This is a genomic window from Ferrovum sp. (genome assembly GCF_027317285.1).
In the GTDB taxonomy this organism is placed as follows: Bacteria; Pseudomonadota; Gammaproteobacteria; order Burkholderiales; family Ferrovaceae; genus Ferrovum.
On the sequence record NZ_DAHVHV010000042.1, the window covers coordinates 1 to 18,790 of the forward strand.

The window sequence follows — 18,790 nt, forward strand, 5'->3', positions numbered from 1 at the left end:
AAGGTAACACCTGTTCTTGATCAAGGAGAGAATACGATGTCACAGCCCCACATTGCCGTCAGGACCGTATCCGTGAAACTCGATTCGGACACCCGCACCCGTATTGAAAACCTGGCTGAAGCCCGTCACCGTTCGGCGCATTGGGTCATGCGTGAAGCCATCAGCCAGTATATCGACCGGGAGGAAAAGCGCGAGGCCTTTCGACAAGACGCCATCCAGGCGTGGGGAGAATACCGGGAAACCGGCCTGCACGCGACCGCCACAGAGGTCGATACATGGCTTGCCAGTTGGGGAACTGAAAACGAATTGTCAGCGCCCGTATGCCACGAGTGATTTACGCTCCAGGCGCCATTTGCGACCTGCAACGGTTGCGGGAATTCTTGCGCCCAAAGAATCCCGTCGCGGCCAGGCGAGCGGCTGATACGATCATCAAAGCCGTGCAAGTGCTTGCACTTCAACCACAGATAGGACGACCCGTTGAGGATATGCCCCCCGAGTACCGGGAATGGCTGATCGACTTTGGCGACAGCGGTTATGTGGCGCGTTACCGCTTTGACCGGAGTTTAACGCCCTCAAAAAAATATTCATAACGATCAGTATATTACGAATCAAAAAAAATCGGAGTGGCACTACATGCTCGTAATTTTGGTTCAACTGATCAGTTTTTTCGTACCTCCTGGAGCAGGGTTGGTTCCCAATGTCCGGTAAATTTTCATTAAGTCGGGTTCGGCCACGGTGCATTTGCGCACATTCAATGTGCGCCCATCACGTTGCTGGAATGAGGCAGTGACGCGACGTTGTACACTCATCGTTTCGCGTAGGCTGGCCCAACTGTCGTGGATGTCTGCCTTCTTCAGTTTCGCTCGTAGTACCTGCACGGCCTGATAGGCCAGCACGGTGATGAAGAGATGCCCATCTGCACGCTCCTCTTTCGAATGATAGACCGGACGCAAGCCCAACTCGCTCTTCAGGCTGCGGAATACGCTCTCCAGATCCGTCAGCATCGTATAGGTACGCCACAGTTTTTCTTCGTCCCAAGTGGTCTCGTTGCTGCGCAGGCAATATATGCCAGGATGCGTCGCCATCGTGCCGTCCACCGGCACCTTGTTCCATGTCAGTCCCGTGACCAACTTGCCGGATTCATCCGCGATAAGTTCGACTTGGTAATGCTGGCTGGCTCCCCGGCTCTTCTCCTTGAGGCGACCAATGCGCTCCAATAACTTGCCATGGCGCTTCTCGCCGCGTGGCTTGGAAAGCCCCTCGACGATCTTTTGCAACCCGGCCTCAAAGCCCGTGGCAAAGCGCTCAACTATGGCGCTTTCTTTCTTCTCCCGGCCCGGAGAGTGGCAATACAAACGAACTTCTTTGCCGTCCTCGCCGATTTCTTTCTGGATACGCAGAGGATCTCCCCCCGCAGTTTCAATGTTGATGGCCTGGGTTTCGTCAAATTGCCTCACCCTGTCACGACTGACCACCAAATAGCGATAACCGTGTTCGACCAGCCAACCGACATTGGCTTCGGTCGCAATTCCCCGATCCATGATGACCAGTGCGCCTTGTGGGGCATTCAGGCCCTTCAACATCCCCTCCAATGTACCGCATTCAGCCACATTTCCAGCAAAGGTTTTGGAGCGGCGCACAAAGCCGCTGCCATCGAGTACCAGGCCCAGTGTCACCAAGGGGCAGTCGCTACGTTTCTCCTTTGAATGCCCCCGTTGCGCTTTTGCATTCCCCTCGACATCGCCTTCAAAATAGGTGTTGGTCAGGTCATACAAGGTTACCGTCTCATCCAAACCAAAAAGCGTCTGGACGGCAGAAAATATATGTTCTTCAATGACTTGTCGGTGCTTCATCAATACATCAGAGGCGTGATACAGGCGTGTGTGTGGCATGGCTTCAAAATCGAAGTCAATCAACTCGCCCAGCCCACTGTGCCGTTGCAGCCAGTTCCATGTCGCCAACTCCGATGCCGGTTTGGTCATGCGTCCGATTACATTGCCCAGAATCGCCGCACGCATGACGCCATTGATCCCCAGTTCGCTCAGTTTCTCGACAAAACCGAGTTGTGACAGGGCATATAGCCCCAGACTCTCGACGCCGACCGAGCGCGGTTTCGTCAGTTGCAATGAGCCGACATCCACTTCCTGGAAATCGTGCCTTGGGGTGTCCGTGGCCACCCTCGGTTCGCTTGCCACACCCTGTGGCCTCTCGATCAGACGCCCGGCATAGCGTTGCGCGGCTTTCTCAATGGCTTCCGGAACAGTGTCCTGAATCATGACGGCTTGGCCACCAATCAATTCTTCAATGCGCCGACACAGCAAAGGCCAGTCTTCCTGGTGGACGGGAAAATGCCTCCCCAAATTCAGCAAGGTGATTTGGCGCACTTTGCCACCGATGCGTTCAGTACGGACGAGCCGGTGGGTGACGTAGGATTCCCCGGTGGCTTTGTTGTTGGTTCTGGTTTGGCGAATAAACATTCCATGATGCTACCAGAAAAGCAAGGGGTTTTATCTAATCAAGTAAAATATTATGGCACTACACAACGATATTGCCAAAAACAAAAAAACGAATGCTTTATAATCAACGAATTATAGAAATTCGTTCAGAAAAATTGTCGATATCTTCGCTTATTCCGTTAAAGGTGGGTTGAGGGGGAGACGGTCACCATTCTGGCGGTGCGTCACCAAAAGGAGGCGGGTTACTACTGAACGCCTGCATGGTAAATGGCTTCATAGTGATCGACCATGGCTTTCAGACTGAATCGGTCGAGCGCAGTTTGGCGCGCATGGTTCTTTTGCTGAACCAGCGTGAGTGGATCGAGCAGGTAACCGAGCAATGCGTGAACCAGGGCAGGGACCTCATTGGAAGGGATGAGGGATCCGTCGATGCCGGGCGTCACGAGTTCGGGGTTTCCGCCCACCTGGGTAGCGATGACGGGGACTCCCGAAGCCATGGACTCCAGAAGAGTATTGGAGATGCCCTCCGCCAGGGAAGGCAGCACGAACAGATCCAGATGGCGCAGGAGGGCGGGGATGTCATGGCGGGCGCCGGGCAACCAGACCCGCCGGGTCAGTCCGGCCTGGTCCAGCACGGCTTGGCAGGGCTGTCGGAGGGGGCCGTCGCCGATCATGACCAGTCGCAGGGACCCGGCCAGTTCCGGGGGGGCGGTTTCCACCAGGGTGATGAAGGCACGGGCCAGGAGCAGGGGGTTCTTGACGGCCTGCATGCGTCCCACGGTGCCGATCGTGAAAGTTTTTTCGGTCGGGGAAGAAAAGGGGAAAGGGCTGGGTTCGCCATCTTCGCGGGGACGGAAACGTTCGGTGTCCACCCCGTTGTAGAATTGAAAAACCTTGTGCCGGGGAATGCCGACTCCTTGAGTCAGGTAGTCTTCCAGATCCCGGGAGAGGGCAATGACCCGATGGGTCAGAGGCAGTAACAACCGTCGAAACCACCGGTGTTTTTCATTGCTGCCGTCCAGATCCGACATGTCGCGACCATGCTCGCCGTGAATCCTGTAAGGAACGCCCGCCAGCAGGGCCGGAACCATGGCCACCAGACTGGTGAGATTGCGGGTATGGACGATTGCGGGTTTGAGTTGCCTGAAATGACGCCAGAGACGCCCGTAGACCCGCAGGTCCTTGCCTTCCTTCTTTTCCAGGTCGATCAGGAGGACATCCCTGCGCCGGAGGCGTTGGGCAAACGCCGGGTCATGCCCTTTGAGGCATAAGATGACATGTCGGAACCGGTCCTCGGGCAGATGGTTGATCAGGTTCACCAGCCCGTTTTCCAACCCGCCCACATCCAGGCGATAGATGATGTGGGCGATGAGCGGGCGGGGGTCCGGTGGCATCACTGGGGACGGGATGGGTTGAGGTGTTCCAGCGCCTGCTGGACGTCCGGGATCATGGCCTGGCTGAAGGCCTGAAGATTCTGTCGTGCCTGCGCGGTATCGTCCAGGAGGATGGGGGTGGAAAATACCACCACGGCAGCGCCATCGCCCTGACCTTTGAGGACGGACCATGCTTCCCATGCCTTGACGGCATAGGGACTGGAGACCCAGCGCCCATCCACCCAGTAGCAGTGCCACGCCAACCGGTGCTGGTTTTCGGAGCGAATCAGGGTTTCCGTGAAGGGAAGCGGGGTAACCTGCCCGGGAAAGGACAGGGGGTGCGCGGATTCGTGGATTTTACCCCAGTGGTGGTCCTGGGGAATCACCAGGGTATTGCCCGAGGTGATCAGGGAGGTTCCCTGGGTCTGATGGTGATAATAGGCGATGAAGGCCGTGACGGGCGGCTGGCCCCCCGGGCGGACATAGGCTTCCTCGAGTTTGATTCGCGCCTCGGTGTAATGCGCTGTCCAATGGTCGCTGTCGAGGGGGGCCGAAGACCAGGGGGAAGGGGCCGTGAGGGCAAGAGAGGCGGGGACTGCGGAAGACTGGGACAGGTGCTCCAGATGGTTCACATGCCAACGGGGGAGGACGGCAAGGAGCACCAGCAGTCCGAGGGGGGCCAGTTTTACGCCGGGGCGGGGAGCAGCAGCACCCTCCAGAGGAAGAGAAATTTCCGGGTGGGAGGGGGTCGGTGCGGGCCCCTCCCGAAAAAAAGAGCCGATCCAGAACAGCAGGAACATGACCAGTCCAAAAAACAGCCAGCCATAGATGAGGTGGTCCACGCCCACTGCCAGCCGCATGCCGCTGAGGTGACCGATCAGGATGATGAGGTAGGCGCGCACGCCATTGGCGGCCACAGGTACCACGAGGGAAGCCAGCAAAAACAGGAGTTTTCTGGGCCAGTGCCGATAGGCCAGGTGCGCAAACAGGACACCCAGGGTCAAAGAGGCGATCAGGTAGCGCAAACCGCTGCAGGCCTCCACCACCGACCAGTTGCCGGTGGGAAGGGTCAGAAAATTCCCTTCCCGGTAAACCGGTATCCCGGTCAGACGGATGGCGACCGTGGCAAAATCGGCGGTGAAGTCCATCAGCGGCGGGATCAACGATTCTCCAAAAGGGACGGCCAGAAAAAGGAACAGGAGAGGAAAGAGCAACTGGCGGAAAGCCGCGTTGCCGATTTGTGACCAGGTGGCGCACACGATCATGCCCACCAGGGAGAATTGTTGAATGACCATGGCGTTGGACACTTTTCCCAGTTCCCAGGCCAGGGCACACAAGGCGAAGCCGACCAGGGCCAACCGGCTGACGCTCGGGGAAATGTTTTTCAGGGCTTCCCGTTCACGCCAGATCAGCCAGAGAGAGAGAAAGGGGATCAGCCCGCCGTGCAGGTAGGTTTCATTGCCCAGCCAGGTTTGTACGGTGAAGCGGACCACGGGGTGGAACCAGAGCAGCAACAGGAGCGCCATGGCCGCGCTGGTGGCCAGGGGTCTTTGCCATGCCGGGGAAAAACCGCTCATGAGGCGACCTGCCTTGTTCGGGCCGAGGAAAGCAGGTCGTCGACGGCGCCCAGATTGGTCGCCCAGTCGAAGTGCCGGATGACCCACTGACGGTGGGAGGCCAGCCGTTGGGGCGTGCCCTGTAGCCAGGGTTGTGCGCCCGTCACCCATTCTTCCGGCCGGGTGGCGGTTTGGCAACCGACTCCCAGGGCTCCGGTTTCCAGTCCTTCCATGGCTTGTGGGCTGGTCAGCACGGGCTTTTCCATGGCCAGAGCTTCCAGGATCTTGTTCTGGATACCGCGCGCAATGCGCAGAGGCGCCACCACCAGATGGGCATGGGCGAGGTAGGGGCGGACGTCGGGCACCCGTCCGGTCACCTGGATGCCCTCCCGGTCAGCCAGTTGCCGGACGCTGTCCGTGGGGTTGGACCCCACGATGTAAAAGTGGAGGTTGGGGTGAAGACTGCAGAGGTGGGGGAAAATGGTTTTGCCAAACCAGGTCACGGCCTCGGCATTGGGCCAGTAATCCATGGCCCCCGTGAAAACCAGGGCGATCTGCGCCGGGGGATAGGGGTTGGGATGAGTGAGGTCCGGATCGAAGTAACGGGTATCCACGCCATTGTTGTACCAGTGAACTTTGGGCGCGCAAAGGGGAGCCCGTTCACAAAATACGCTGGCTTCATGGGCCGACACGAACAGGGAAGCGTCGAAGGTGGCGGCGATATGCCGTTCATAGTCCAGCAACCGGCGCCCTTCCCGGCGATACAGCTGGTTCATGGGCCAGGATCTGGCGCGGGCGTACTGGGTCCATTTGTCCGAATCCAGGTCCACGAAGTCCATCAGGCGGTATGCCTGGGGATATCTTTCGACATATTGGGCCATGGATGAGGAGAAAACGACGATGTGCCGGATCGGCTCCCTTTGCATGACCGCATCGACCCACTGCTGGAGGGGAGCCTGGTAATAATAGGGCAGGGTGAGGGCTTGTCCCGTCCATAACCCTTTCAGGCTGGATACCCTGGATTGTCTGGGGTTCAGGGGAAGAAAACAGGTGGACGCACAGAGGGCTTTGACCTTGTCCTGATACGACCAGTCCTCGGGATCATCGATGAAGGTGCCCAAATGGATGGCGTAATGCCGTGCCAGGTGTTCGAGCAGATGATAGGAACGGATCTTGTCCCCCTTGTTGGGCGGGTAGGGAATGCGGTGGACCAGAAACAGAAGGGGTTCCATCAGCCCAGATACTTGACCAGTTGGGGACCGAGCCAGTTTGCCACCGGCATGGGCAAGCGCCGCCATGCCTGGATGAAGAGCCGGTATTTCGGATTGAGGGGGTTCTGGTCCGGGACCTCGGTGGCCTCATAGAGCCGATATTCGTAGTGCAGGGGGACGGGTTCGAATCCCCAGTTCTTTTTGAAATGGTAGGATCCCGTGCCCAACTTGCTGCGCCCGTAATCGAAGATCCGATAACCTCCTTCGCAACTGCGGCGCAGCAATTCCCAGTACTTGAAGTCATTGGCGGCGAGATTGCGGGCTGCCAGGGTATCGCCGGCATAGTAGGGGAGCACTTCATCCCGGAAATAGAAGGTCAGGACGCTGCTGACGACTTGCTGATCCTTCAGGACCGACAGGACCTCGCAATCCTCACCGAAGGTGGATTTCAACAGGGCAAAGTAACGGCGCGGGAAGGTAGGCGTGCCATGCCGCAGCATGTTGTCCGCAAAAACCTGATAGAACCGTTCGACGGTGTCGTCGATTTCGCTGACCAGGCCATTCTTGATTCCGCTGCGGACCATGGCCCGTTGTTTGCGCGGGATGTTTTTCATGTTCTGTTCCGGATCGGGGTCGATTTCCCGCCGAAACGTGACATACAGTTCCTTGCGGGGCCAATCGGGGTGCAGGGAATCCCTTTGCCGATATTCCAGATGGTCCACTTTCAGGGTGCCGGCCAGATCCTGGGCAGCCTGGTCCAGTTGCCGGGTGGCTTCAGGCGAAAGAGCGGCAATTCCCCCATAGACGCAAAAAGGCAGGGATGACAGGGAATGCCCAAAGTAGAAATGGCGGATCTCGGCCAGGGGCAGGACACCCTGGATGCCCTGGGCATTTTCTGCCAGAAGGAAGTGGGTCCGATGACCGAAGGTTTCCTCGATGATTTTTTTCCAGCCGGAACGGTGAAAAAAAGTGGCCTGGGGACAGGCGCTGACAAAGGCATCCCAGGCCGTCTCATCGGCGGTCGTCATGGGGCGGACGGTCAATTCAGTCATGCGACATCCTGTAAAAAAATCCGATCGACGCGGTCCCAGTGGAAATCGCGCAACAGCGCCGACACTTTCCCTTTCATCCGCGCCAGATTGACATAGTGGCGAAACCGGCTTTTCAGATCCACCCCGGCTTGACGGGGTTGGTGGGGATCGATTTCCCAGGGATGGAAATAGAACATGCAGGATTCTCCCTCGATCCGGTTGACGCGTTGCAGCAGCCAACGGGACAGGGGATAGGGCATGAGGCGGAAGTATCCCCCTCCGGCTGCCGGGAGGTGGCGTCCCGCGAGTCTGGCGGTGGTGGGCGGAATTTCCAGAATACCGGTGTGGCCCCGGGGATGAAAACGGAAACGGGGGCAGTCGGGCATGCCATAGTGATCATGCTGGATGGGATAGATGCTGGAACTGTAGTCGTACCCTTCCTCGTGCAGGATGTCCAGGGCCCACAGATTAGCGACGCCAATGGAGAAACTGGGGGCCCGGTAGCCCCGCACCCGTTGTCCGCCCAGGTCCTCCAGCAATTGCTTGCTGTGCCGTACGTCGGCGCGGAATTCCTGCGGGGATTGCTGGTTGGCGCGGTAATGGTCATAACCGTGGCTGGCCAGTTCATGTCCGCCCGCCAGGATCGAATGGACGAGGCCCGGATAGCGCTCCGCAATCCAGCCCAGGGTAAAGAAGGTGGCATGGGCCCGATGATGGTCGAGCAGGGACAGGATGGTCTCCATGTTCTGTTCGATGCGGCAGGGCAGGCGGGGCCAGTCCTCGCGGCGGATGTAGGGCGCGAAGGCCGAGACCTGGAAATAGTCTTCGACATCGATGGTCATGGCATTCAGGCGGGGCATGGGGTCATATTCCCGGCGCGACGAAGTGGGGATTGAAGGCGGCGCGCAACTGCGCGACGATGCGCGCGGCGGCTTGCCCATCCCAATAGTCCGGAATCCGCCCGGCCTTTCCATGCCCGGCCAGGATGTTCCGGACGGTGTTCAGGATGCGGACCCGATCCTGGCCGACGATGGTGTTGCTGCCCTGATCCACCGTGATGGGGCGTTCGGTATTTTCGCGCAAGGTCACACAGGGGATGCCCAGGGCGGTCGTTTCTTCCTGGATGCCTCCTGAATCCGTCAGGAAAAGTCGGGCCTCCTTCATGAGGCCCAGCAGAGGCAAATACCCCAGGGGGGGAAGGATGGCCAGGGTGGGAAGATGCAGGAAATCCGTCAAACGGAATTCGTCGATCTTCTGGCGCGTGCGCGGATGCAGGGGAAAGGCGAGGGGAATCTGGCGCGAGACTTCTGCCAGCGTTTCCAGAAGATTCCTCAGGATCGCCGGGTCGTCCACGTTGGAGGGACGGTGCAGGGTCAACACCCCGAAGGATCGGGGAGCGCCCGAGAAAACGGCAGGCAGTCCGTTCCCGGAAAAGGTCGTGGCGGCAGGAATGGCGCGGGGAAGATTCTGATGCAGGGTGTCGATCATGACATTGCCGACAAAATGAATTTTTTCCGGATCGATGCCTTCCCGGATCAGGTTGTCCCTGGCCTGAAGTTCGGTGGTGAAGAGAAAGTCGGAAATCTGGTCGGTCAGGATCCGGTTGATCTCTTCGGGCATGGCCCGATCAAAACTGCGCAGCCCCGCTTCCACATGGATGACGGGAACCTGTTTCTTGGCGGCAACCAGGGCACAGGCAATGGTGGAGTTGACATCGCCCACCACCAGGATGGCGGAGGGGTTCGAGGCCTCCAGGACCGGCTCGAACCGTTCCATGATTCTGGCCGTTTGTCCGGCATGGGTCCCCGACCCCACCTCCAGGTCGATGTCCGGCGGGGGAATGCCCAGATCGGAAAAGAGTTGCTGGTACATGGCCTCGTCGTAATGCTGCCCGGTATGGACCAGTTGAGCGCGCAACCCCGAATGCTCGGCGCGCAGCGCGCTCAGGATCGGGGCGATTTTCATGAAATTGGGCCGTGCGCCCACGACGCACAGGATCAGGGGGAGGGAGGGATCACAGGTCATGTTGGTCGATGATCTCATTGGAGGATGGGGCGCTGCTGAACATGGACCTCATCAGGGTGGCGACGTTTTTGTTGATCGTGTTCGTCATCAGCATCAAGGCATTCTGGGTGGCTTCCAGCCGATCCAGACGGGATTCGAAGGTGGACAGAAAGGCCAGCGCCAGGGGATCAGAGGTGCTGCCGTCGGAAGGCGGAGTCAGGTGGGATGCGGGCAAGGGATCGTGCGAGTGGGTGACTTCCTTGCGCAGATCCTGGATGACCTCCTCCACGTCTGTCACCAGGATCTGATGTTTTTCCTCGAGCATGCCGAACACCAGGATCCGGTCGCATAACGAATTGATCTTTCTTGGAATTCCCCCCGTGAATTCGTGTATCAGGGAAAAGGCATCGGGGGTGAAGGCGGGGTCATGGGCCCAGCCCGACAGGCCCAGGCGGTGTTCGATGTATTCCCGGGTTTCTTCCTCTTTCAGGGGACCCAGATGGTAGGACGCGATGACCCGCTGGTTGAGTTGCACCATCTGCGGGCTTTGCAGGGTATTCCGGAATTCGGGCTGACCGATCAGGAAACTCTGCAGCAGGGACTGATTGTCCAGTTGATAGTTGGAGAGCATCCGCAACTCTTCCACGGCCTTGGGGGTCAGGTTCTGGGCCTCATCGACGACGATCAGCACCCGTTTTTTCTGCTGGACCGAGCGTCTGAAAAACATTTGCAGGTTATTGAGCAGAACGGCTTTGGACAGGGACTCATGGGGCAATCCGAACCCGTTCGAGATCGTTCTCAAAATGTCATCGGCATCCAGGTGGGTGCTGACCAGGTGGGTGCTGAGGATATTGTCCTGACCGATGGTTTCAAAGAGTTTTCTGACCAGGAGCGTTTTGCCCGCCCCCACTTCGCCCGTGATGACGATGAACCCTTCCCCCAGGGACAGGCCGTAGTTGAGATAGGACATGGCGCGCTTATGTCCGCTGCTGGCGAAGAAGAAGCCGGGGTCTGGGCTCAACTGGAAGGGCTTGGAAGTCAGGTGGTAAAACGAGGTATACATGGCGTGGCGTGTGGGTCCGGAATTCGTGATCGGGCGGCAGGAACGGGGATCGGGTCAGAAGATGAAATTCAGTCCCGCAATCAGGGCGTTTTCCATGAAACTGTAGCCACCGATGAATCCCGCTCCGTTCATGTACTGATGGCGGTAGGTCAGGGAACTGGATACCTTTTCGGTGAGTTTGTCCGAGATCCCCATCAGCAGGAAATTGTTGGTTTCCTGCCCCGGCAGGTTGGCCATGGAATAGCGGGTGTAGGTATCGGAAAAGGTGGCGGTGAGGACCGGATTCAACTGGTTGGACCAGGTGAAGGTTGCCCCGGAAGTATCGAATGTGCCAAAGGCCAGATAATTCTGGAACTGTAGGAAGGGGTTGTTGAGAGAGGCGGCGCCGGGCTGCTGCAACGGAAGGATCTGACTGTCGAACAGGGTGAACAATAGCGTGTTCCGGGTAGTGGTGATCCCGATACTGGACTGGAAGGTTTTGCTCAGAAAAATCTCGTTGGTGATGACGTTCATGCCAAACAGGGAGGCCTGGGGGCCCAGTGCGGACAGGATTTGCTGGATGGTCTGTTGGCGCTGGGCCGGATCGGTGATCTGGTTGAGCAGCAACTGATCCAGGGCGGCGGCGGGGGGCAGGTATTGCTGCCCCATGCTGGACATGACATCCTGGTGGTAGCCGGCCTGGACCATGACATGGTGCATGCGGTGGCTCAGGTTCAGCAGATAAGTCCGGCCGTAAAACCGCTCGCCCGCACTCATGTCCAGGTGGGTGCGCTGGGAGGGGCTCCAGCCATAGCCGACATTCCAGAAAGCGCCCTGGGGGCGGGGTCCGAAATAGACAAAATTGTCGTTTTCGTAGCCGACTTCCGAGGTGAGTTTGAAGCGGGGGGTGATCAGATACCCCAGATCTGCCGTCAGCAGGGAAATCGTGGAGTTGGGGTATCCCGTAAAGACGGTCTGGTTATTGTTGTAATCCAGTTTCCACAAAAAATTGGTGAATTCGGCCCCATTGGTGACATACAGGTCGGCAATGTTGGAACTGCCGGAAAAGTCATACCCCGGATTGAATCCTACTTGAGCGGGATTGAAGCCCCCCCCCCCATAAAGCGCCGGTCCCGCCGCACTGAAATTCGTGAGGCTACGGGTCAACTTGGCCTGGGCAATGAATTCCTCATCGAAGTTGTGCACCAGGGTGGGGCTGATGGTTTCGGTGGTGACATTGGCCACGTTCCCGGTCAGGTTGGCCCCATTGGCGCTGACAGGGCCAAAGAGGGTCAGGGGTTGCTGACTGATGGTGGAAAAGGCGTCGATAAAGAAGGTTTTCTTGACCAGTTCCAGATCAGCCGAGGCATTCAACTGGTTGTAATAGGTATGTTCCCAGCCATAATTGTTGTAGATCATGTCCAGCAGGGAATAATCGATGTTCAACTTCAACTGGCTGCCGTTGTCCTTGATGTTGATGCCGGGGGTCAACTGGGTGATGAACCCGGGAGTGGCCTGGCTGCCGGGGGCCAGGGTCAGGTTGTCCGTGTAGGTTTCCGAGGTGTTGAAACGCGGCGTGATGGTCAGGGTGTCGGCATGGGCGGCGCCCGACTCGATGGCCGCCAGGAGGAACAGAAGACCGGCGCGAGGGACCGGACTACGCCTGCTGACCATAACCGTATCCATAGCCGTAGCCATAACCATAGCCCCCGATGGAGAGATGGGGAGAGGCGCGGTTGATGATCAGGCCCACATAGCCGCAATGTTGCACCAGCGTCAGCGCGGATCTGAGCGCCGGTTGGGTGGTGGAGGCGGCGTCCACTACCATGACCACCTGGCCCATGTGCGTGGATAACACGCTGGATTCGGTGGTGACCAGCAGCGGCGGAGAATCAAACAGAATCAGTCGGTCGGGGTAGCGCCCCGACAGATCGTCCAGCAAGTGGGCCATGGCTTCGCTGGCCAGCAGTTCGGTGGCATTGCGCGTCGATTTTCCGGCGGGAAGCAAAGTGAGATTGGCGATGGAGGTCTTGATCAGGACCTCCGAAAGCGGCAGTCCGGGATTCCGGATCAGGTCGAGCAGGCCCAGTTCCGCCTGTATGCCCAATAACTTCATCTGGCTGGGTTTGGAGACATCCGCATCCACCAGCAATACGGTCCGGTCCATCTCCATGGCAATGCTGATGGCCAGGTTGAGGGCGCAGAAGGATTTCCCATCGCCGGGCAGGGCACTGGTGACCATGATCAGGTTGCTGTTCTTTAACTTCTTCTCGCCACTGAACGCATTGTTGAGAAGCGGGCGCTTGATCATGCGAAACTCTTCCGCTGTCAGCGAATACTCGCCTGAGGGGGTGACGATATTCAGGTGACGCAGACGCTCGAGGTCGATTTTTGAAAACAGGGGCGTGCTGGCCTCCGCTGTCTTTTGCTCTGCCGGCGCTTCGGAAAACGGATCTTCGGAAGGCGGGAGCGGACGTGGCACTCCGTCTGGCGGGACCGGCGCGGATTCCTGGACCAGGTCGATGCCCTTCAATTCGGGGGCGGCAGGGGCTGCGGTCCGTTGTTCCAGTTTGCCGGCGGCTTTTTCGATGATACTCATTGCGCAGCACTCATCAGATATTTGGTCATGATCCCCGCGTAAGTCACGAATAGTCCGCCCAGGCCGACTCCCTGAAAAATCCTGTTCCGGTGTTTCAGGGCGCGGGACTGCGGGTTTTCAATCAGGGTGATGATCCCCAGCAGGGGGAAATCGGTGATGGCTTCGATGCTCTTTTTCGAGCGTACCAGCGGCTTGATCTGCCCTATCAGGAAGGCCAGGGCCAGGCCGCAAACCAGTGCCCCGAGCAGGACGATGGAGGCCAGCAAGGGTCTGTTCGGGAATGAGGGGGTCAGGGGAACCCTGGGGGGGTCGATGACCTTGAAATCCACGATGTCCGTCTTGTTCTGCATTTCGCCCGATAATTTCGCGGACTCTCCCCGCGACAGCAGGGTTTCATAGTTCTTTTTGTAGATGTCGTAGTTCCGGGTCAGTTGGGCGTATTCGGATTCCACTTCCGGAATCCGGTTGGCCTGGCCCCGCAACTGGGCATATTGGCTGTGATAACTCTCCAGTTTTCCCTTCAATGCGTCGGCCTGTGCGGTGGCTTCCACCAGGGAAACGTTCAATTGCTGATAGAGTGAACTGGGGCCAGAACCGGACAGGGGCTTGCGGGATCTGGATTCTTTCTTCTTCGAGGCTTCCAGTTCTTCGATCAGGTTCTTGGTGGCGACGATATCGGGATATTGGTCGGTATATTTCAGTCTCAGGGTATCGAGATTCTTTTTGAGGCTCTCGATGCGCGCATCGATTTCAGGGGTATTGGAAGAAGTGATGGCGTCGGTGAGCAGGGTGGGATCTTCGCCGGACAACTGGCGTTTGAGGGAATCGCGCCGGTTTTCTGCCTCGTGGAGTTCCATTTCGGTTTGGCGCATCTGATCCTGCATGTCCGAAATCTTTGAAAAATAGTCCTGTCCCATTTCGCCGGGCATCAACCCCGCATTCTTGATCTTGAAGTTCTTGAGTTCATTTTCGGCGGTTTCAAGTTTGGCTTCATAGTCCTTGAGTTGTTCTTCGATGAACTTCTGGGAGGAGGAGAGGTCCTTGCGGCTGCTGCCCAGCCCGTTTTCCACAAAAATGGTGAGCAGGGCCTGCACCACCTTGCGGGCCAGAGTCGGATTCCGGTTTTCGTAGGCAATGGTGTACAGGTCGCCATAGCCCGTACTTTTCAGGGTGAGGTTCTTGTTCAAATCGGCAATGACCCCCTCCATTTGCGCAGGGGTCTTGGCGAGCAGGTCCATATCCGTCATGCGCGCCACCTTTTCCAGGTTGGGGCGACTGATCAGGGTGTTCGCCATGATCGTTACCTGTTCGTTGACGTTGGGTTGAACGGTGATGCCCGAGAGCAGGGGGCGCAGGAGCGACTGACTGTCCACATAAACCCGGGCAGTGGCCTGGTAACGATCCGGGATGTTGAGCATGCCGATCCAGCCGATACAGGCCACGCACCAGGCCGTCAGGATGACGTGCCAGGGTCGGCTCCGAATATCGGCGAAGTAACCGGACAGTTGATCGAGCAGATCGTGCATGTTCATTGGCCTCGTCGAGAGGTAGTCATGGTTTGGAGGGGCGAAGTGAACGCGCGGGTAGAGTGGTCGGGGCGTTATCCTGTCCGTTTCATCAAAAGAAACTTTCCGGAATGATGAGCACGTCGCCGGGCAACATGGGAACGTTGGCGCTGATGTCGCCATCCCGCATCAGGTTCTGGAGCTTGACGCGGAATTGCTCCTGCTTGCCGTTGACGGTACGCAGAATGGTGGCGCGGTTGCCGGCGGCGTAATCCGTGATTCCCCCCACGGCGATCATGACATCCATGAGTGTCATGTGCTCGTTGTACTGGAGGGTCTGGGGCTTGGTGGCCTGGCCGATCACGCGAATCTGCTGGTTATAGGGTCCCACGAATTTTTCGACGATGACCGTGACCACGGGGCTTTGAATGTACTTGGCCAGGGTTACTTCCAGGTCACGAGCCAGTTGGGTCGGCGTTTTTCCGGCAGCCTGCATGTCCTCGGCCAATGGGGTGGAAATTTTGCCGTCGGGTCGGACCGGGAGCGCTTCAGAGAGTTCCTTGTTGTGCCATACCATGATCTTGACCGTATCTCCGGGGCCGATGATGTAGTGGTAATGGTCTGGTTCGGTGATGTTCGTGGGAGCAGGGGGGCGGGAGGTCGAGCAACCCACCATCGCCAGAGTGCAGAGTGCCAGTCCGGAAGTTGTTAAATAACCGAGAAATTGACGCATTTTTTGGTTTATGTTCACAGCAATTTTCCCCTAAAATGAACCTGCAGCTTTAATTGTACAGACGGGCTAACGAGCGCCCTTTCCCCACAAAACCGTTTGAACCGTCTTCATGAGAATCATGATGTCCAGGAAGAGGCTGTGATTCTTCACATAGTACAGGTCGTACTGGAGTTTTTCCAGCGTATCCTGCTTGGAAGAACCGTAGGGATAACACACCTGCGCCCAACCGGTAATGCCGGGTTTCAGATTATGCCGATGTTTGTAGAGAGGGAATTCGGCATTGAATCCGTCGACAAAGGACGGACGTTCCGGACGGGGTCCCACGAAACTCATGTCTCCACGCAATACATTGAAGATCTGGGGGAGTTCATCGATGCGAAATTTTCTCATGATGGCCCCAAAACGGGTGATCCGGGTATCGTTGACCGAAGCCCAGACCGCCTGCCCCGTCTTCTCCGCATCCTTGCGCATGCTCCGGAATTTGTAGATCGTGAAGGGCTGGCCGAACTGACCCACGCGTTCCTGGGTGTAGATGATGGGGCCCCCCCTTCCTTCCAGGGCCACGAGCAGCGCCGCCGCCAGCATGAGCGGAAAACTGACGACCAGAAGGATCGATGAAACGAGGATGTCGAACATCCTTTTGACGATCAGGCCATGCTGAAAGCCATCCGAGTACATCAACCAGCTGGTATTCACCGAATCCAGTTGCAATGCCCCCACTTCCCTTTCAAAAAAAGCCGAGATTTCGGTGACCTTGATGCCTTTCAGGCGACAGCGAAACAATTCGTCCATGGGTAAATTGCCCCGCCGGTCGCGCACGGCAACCACGATCTCTCTGGCGCGATATTTTTCGGCCAGGGTGAGCAGATCTTCGGAGAGCGGGATGATTCTTTGGGCGCTGACATGGTGGTGTGCGATGTTCCCATAGGGAAGATACCCGAGGATATTGATCCGGTGAGCCAGTTGCCGATCATTTTCATGATACAGATGCTCGATTTTGGCAGCCCGGGCGCTGGTCCCCAGGACCAGGATGTTTCTGCGCATCCGTTTCAGTCCCATCCAGTAAAGCGCAACGATTCGTTGGGTGGTGATGATGGTCGCGGACAGGACGAGGGAGACGGCCAATACCCAATGGTCGATGAACAGGTTGGGGAAGGCATAGAACAGGAACAGCATGACCGCGATGCCCAGGGAGATGGCCAGCAGGAGGCGCTTGAGGAGGCCAAACAATCCACCTTCCCACCCCCAGGACTCGTAAAGCCCCCCGGCCGTCATACTGGAGACCATGACGGCGGCAAAGATGAAACCGCGTCCCATGAGGCCTTCAGTGTCGTGAACATGGAAATAATGGCTGCCTACCAGACTGGGGGCGACATACACCGCGCAGAAAAAGAAACCGGCGTCTCCCAGGATCTGGAGGAGGGCAGAACTTGAAATGTAGTGCCTGAAAAATCTTATCATGGTTTGTGAGGTGACTTTATTCTTGATTCTTAGGCCTGGGGAGGAATGACCTCGACCAGAAAACCTCCAAACGGGTCGTTGAGTCTGTGATGAAACCCAAGGGCCGTCTGTTCGGTGTCGCACAGACAATGCAACGAATTCGGTCCCTACTCCTTACCTTAACGGAAGATTAAGTGATGGCCGGATTCTATCGTGGTTCCATGAATTCCGATATCACCGGAACAGGTGATCCCGTATCCCGATCCGATGCCGAGATTTCATTGTCCCAACTCCCCATGACACCTTCTTTACAGGGTCAGGCGACAGGGGGATCCAGGTAGAGGGCGGTGACCCGCTTGCGGTCTATCTTTCCATTGTTGTTTCTGGGCATGGGGCTTTCCCGGCAGCAGGCAATGCGCTGGGGCACCATGAACGCGGGGAGGCTCCGTTGACAGGCGCGCAGGATTTCTGCCTCGTTCAGGGGGGTATCCGTTCCCTTCGGCGGGGTCGCCACCAGGGCGATGCTCTGGCCCAGGATCGGGTCGGGCAGGCCCACGGCGATGACCTCATCCACACACCCGGTGGCATAAACCACTTCCTCGATTTCCGTGGGGCTGACCCGGTAGCCGGAAGTTTTGATCATTTCATCGCGCCGGCCCACGAAATACAGGAAACCGTCCTCATCCTGCCTGACGGTATCCCCGGACCACACGGCGATCTCCGTCAGTATGAGTTGGGCGGGCAGGGAGGGAGCAGGTTTGAACCGTTCCGCGGTTTTGTCCGGATCATTCCAGTAACCCAGAGCAACCAGGGGTCCCCGGTGCACCAGTTCTCCGGGTTCATGGGCGACGCACGGGGTCCCGTCTTCGCGGACCACCAGGATCTCCGCGTAGGGAATCGCCTTGCCGATGGAGCCGGGCCGGCGATCCACCTCCTCCGGCGGGAGATAAGTCGAGCGAAAGGCCTCGGTCAGCCCGTACATGAGGTAGGGACGAGCCCCCGGGAGTTTGCGGCGCAGCAATTCCAGGGTACGTTCGGGCATGGCCCCGCCCGAGTTGGTGTAATAGCGCAGGGTACAGGTTTCGGGATCGGGCCAGGTCAGGGAAGACAGTTGTATCCAGAGCGGCGGGACGGCTGCCAGGCCGGTAATGGATTCCCGACGAATTTCCCTGACGATGTCCAGGGGGAGCAGATGGTTCAACAGAACGGCACAGGCGCCGCTCAGGAAAGCCGTCGTGATCTGATTCAGGCCATAATCGAAACTGAGGGGCAGTACGCTCAGAAGGCGGTCTTCCTGGGTGAGTTCCAGATACCGGGCCACGCTCTTGGCCCCCGTGACCAGATTCAGGTGCGACAGCACCACGCCCTTGGGTTTTCCCGTGCTTCCCGAGGTATACAGGATGGCGGCCATGTCCGTCGGAATGGTTCGGTGGGACGGCAGGACAGGGTCGGGGGCGGTGATTTTCCAGGGGTGGCAGGGCGGGTGCGCCATGGCCGGCGGCTGGAAAGGGTCCACCAGGATCGTTGCGGTCAGGGCGGGGCAATGGCTGAGGATGTCGCCCATCGCTTCGAGTCTGGGGGCCGAGGTGATGAGAAACCGCACCTGGCAATCGTTGAGGATATGCGCGATTTGATCGGGTTTCAGGATGGGATTGACGGGAACGAAAACCGCGCCGGCATGGCTGATGGAAAAAAAGGAACTGACGGTTTCCGGACGCTTTTCCAGATAGACGGCCACACGATCCAGTCGTTGCAGGCCCAGTTGGAGCAAACGGGCCGTGATTTGGTAAACTTCCTCTGCCAGTTCGCCGTAATTCAGACGGGTTTCCCGATAGACCAA

16 protein-coding genes are annotated in these 18,790 nt (G+C 57.9%); 2 read left to right on the top strand and 14 right to left on the bottom strand.

What is annotated here, in order from left to right:
• Nucleotides 1–36 precede the first annotated feature (36 nt).
• Both M6F29_RS08970 and M6F29_RS08975 read left to right on the top strand, forming a co-directional pair.
• Complete coding sequence (locus tag M6F29_RS08970; RefSeq protein ID WP_298158801.1) at nt 37–333, top strand: CopG family ribbon-helix-helix protein; 297 nt, start codon at nt 37–39, stop codon at nt 331–333.
• Nucleotides 321–590, top strand: a complete 270-nt coding sequence (locus M6F29_RS08975) for a type II toxin-antitoxin system RelE/ParE family toxin (protein ID WP_298158804.1) — start codon at nt 321–323, stop codon at nt 588–590. Before M6F29_RS08970 ends, M6F29_RS08975 begins: the two co-directional genes overlap by 13 nt.
• A 60-nt stretch (nt 591–650) precedes the next feature.
• Here M6F29_RS08975 and M6F29_RS08980 read toward each other — a convergent pair whose 3' ends face one another.
• The 14 genes from M6F29_RS08980 to M6F29_RS09050 all read right to left on the bottom strand — a co-directional run.
• Entirely contained in the window at nt 651–2,477 is a 1,827-nt protein-coding gene (locus tag M6F29_RS08980; RefSeq protein ID WP_524537724.1) for an IS1634 family transposase, read from the bottom strand.
• A gap of 224 nt (nt 2,478–2,701) precedes the next feature.
• Complete coding sequence (locus tag M6F29_RS08990) at nt 2,702–3,850, bottom strand: TIGR03088 family PEP-CTERM/XrtA system glycosyltransferase (protein WP_298158812.1); 1,149 nt, start codon at nt 3,848–3,850, stop codon at nt 2,702–2,704.
• Complete coding sequence (xrtA, locus tag M6F29_RS08995) at nt 3,850–5,406, bottom strand: exosortase A (RefSeq protein WP_298158816.1); 1,557 nt, start codon at nt 5,404–5,406, stop codon at nt 3,850–3,852. The genes M6F29_RS08990 and xrtA overlap by 1 nt, the downstream gene beginning before the upstream one ends.
• Nucleotides 5,403–6,617 (bottom strand): TIGR03087 family PEP-CTERM/XrtA system glycosyltransferase, encoded by a 1,215-nt coding sequence (locus tag M6F29_RS09000; protein WP_298158819.1) that lies wholly within the window; start codon nt 6,615–6,617, stop codon nt 5,403–5,405. Before M6F29_RS09000 ends, xrtA begins: the two co-directional genes overlap by 4 nt.
• The gene (locus M6F29_RS09005) at nt 6,617–7,648 is read right to left on the bottom strand and encodes a FemAB family XrtA/PEP-CTERM system-associated protein (protein WP_298158820.1); all 1,032 of its coding nucleotides are present in this window, start codon (nt 7,646–7,648) and stop codon (nt 6,617–6,619) included. Before M6F29_RS09005 ends, M6F29_RS09000 begins: the two co-directional genes overlap by 1 nt.
• Nucleotides 7,645–8,487, bottom strand: coding sequence for an XrtA system polysaccharide deacetylase (locus tag M6F29_RS09010; RefSeq protein WP_297496633.1), 843 nt, complete (start codon nt 8,485–8,487; stop codon nt 7,645–7,647). The genes M6F29_RS09005 and M6F29_RS09010 overlap by 4 nt, the downstream gene beginning before the upstream one ends.
• A gap of 4 nt (nt 8,488–8,491) precedes the next feature.
• The gene (gene wecB / locus M6F29_RS09015) at nt 8,492–9,652 is read right to left on the bottom strand and encodes a non-hydrolyzing UDP-N-acetylglucosamine 2-epimerase (protein WP_298158824.1); all 1,161 of its coding nucleotides are present in this window, start codon (nt 9,650–9,652) and stop codon (nt 8,492–8,494) included.
• Nucleotides 9,642–10,694, bottom strand: a complete 1,053-nt coding sequence (locus M6F29_RS09020) for an XrtA/PEP-CTERM system-associated ATPase (RefSeq protein WP_298158827.1) — start codon at nt 10,692–10,694, stop codon at nt 9,642–9,644. Before M6F29_RS09020 ends, wecB begins: the two co-directional genes overlap by 11 nt.
• A 54-nt stretch (nt 10,695–10,748) precedes the next feature.
• Complete coding sequence (locus M6F29_RS09025; RefSeq protein ID WP_298158830.1) at nt 10,749–12,347, bottom strand: TIGR03016 family PEP-CTERM system-associated outer membrane protein; 1,599 nt, start codon at nt 12,345–12,347, stop codon at nt 10,749–10,751.
• A complete protein-coding gene (locus M6F29_RS09030) occupies nt 12,331–13,272 on the bottom strand; it encodes an XrtA-associated tyrosine autokinase (protein WP_298158833.1) in 942 nt (313 codons plus the stop codon). The genes M6F29_RS09025 and M6F29_RS09030 overlap by 17 nt, the downstream gene beginning before the upstream one ends.
• Nucleotides 13,269–14,798, bottom strand: a complete 1,530-nt coding sequence (locus tag M6F29_RS09035; protein ID WP_298158837.1) for an XrtA system polysaccharide chain length determinant — start codon at nt 14,796–14,798, stop codon at nt 13,269–13,271. Before M6F29_RS09035 ends, M6F29_RS09030 begins: the two co-directional genes overlap by 4 nt.
• A 91-nt stretch (nt 14,799–14,889) precedes the next feature.
• On the bottom strand, nt 14,890–15,510 hold the full coding sequence (locus M6F29_RS09040; protein WP_524537725.1) for an XrtA/PEP-CTERM system exopolysaccharide export protein: 621 nt from the start codon (nt 15,508–15,510) through the stop codon (nt 14,890–14,892).
• Between the two features lie 66 nt (nt 15,511–15,576).
• Nucleotides 15,577–16,971, bottom strand: coding sequence for a TIGR03013 family XrtA/PEP-CTERM system glycosyltransferase (locus M6F29_RS09045; protein WP_298158841.1), 1,395 nt, complete (start codon nt 16,969–16,971; stop codon nt 15,577–15,579).
• Nucleotides 16,972–17,266: 295 nt separating this feature from the next.
• Nucleotides 17,267–18,790 (bottom strand): acyl-CoA ligase (AMP-forming), exosortase A system-associated (locus tag M6F29_RS09050; protein WP_298158844.1); only part of this gene is annotated, 1,524 nt, incomplete at its 5' end.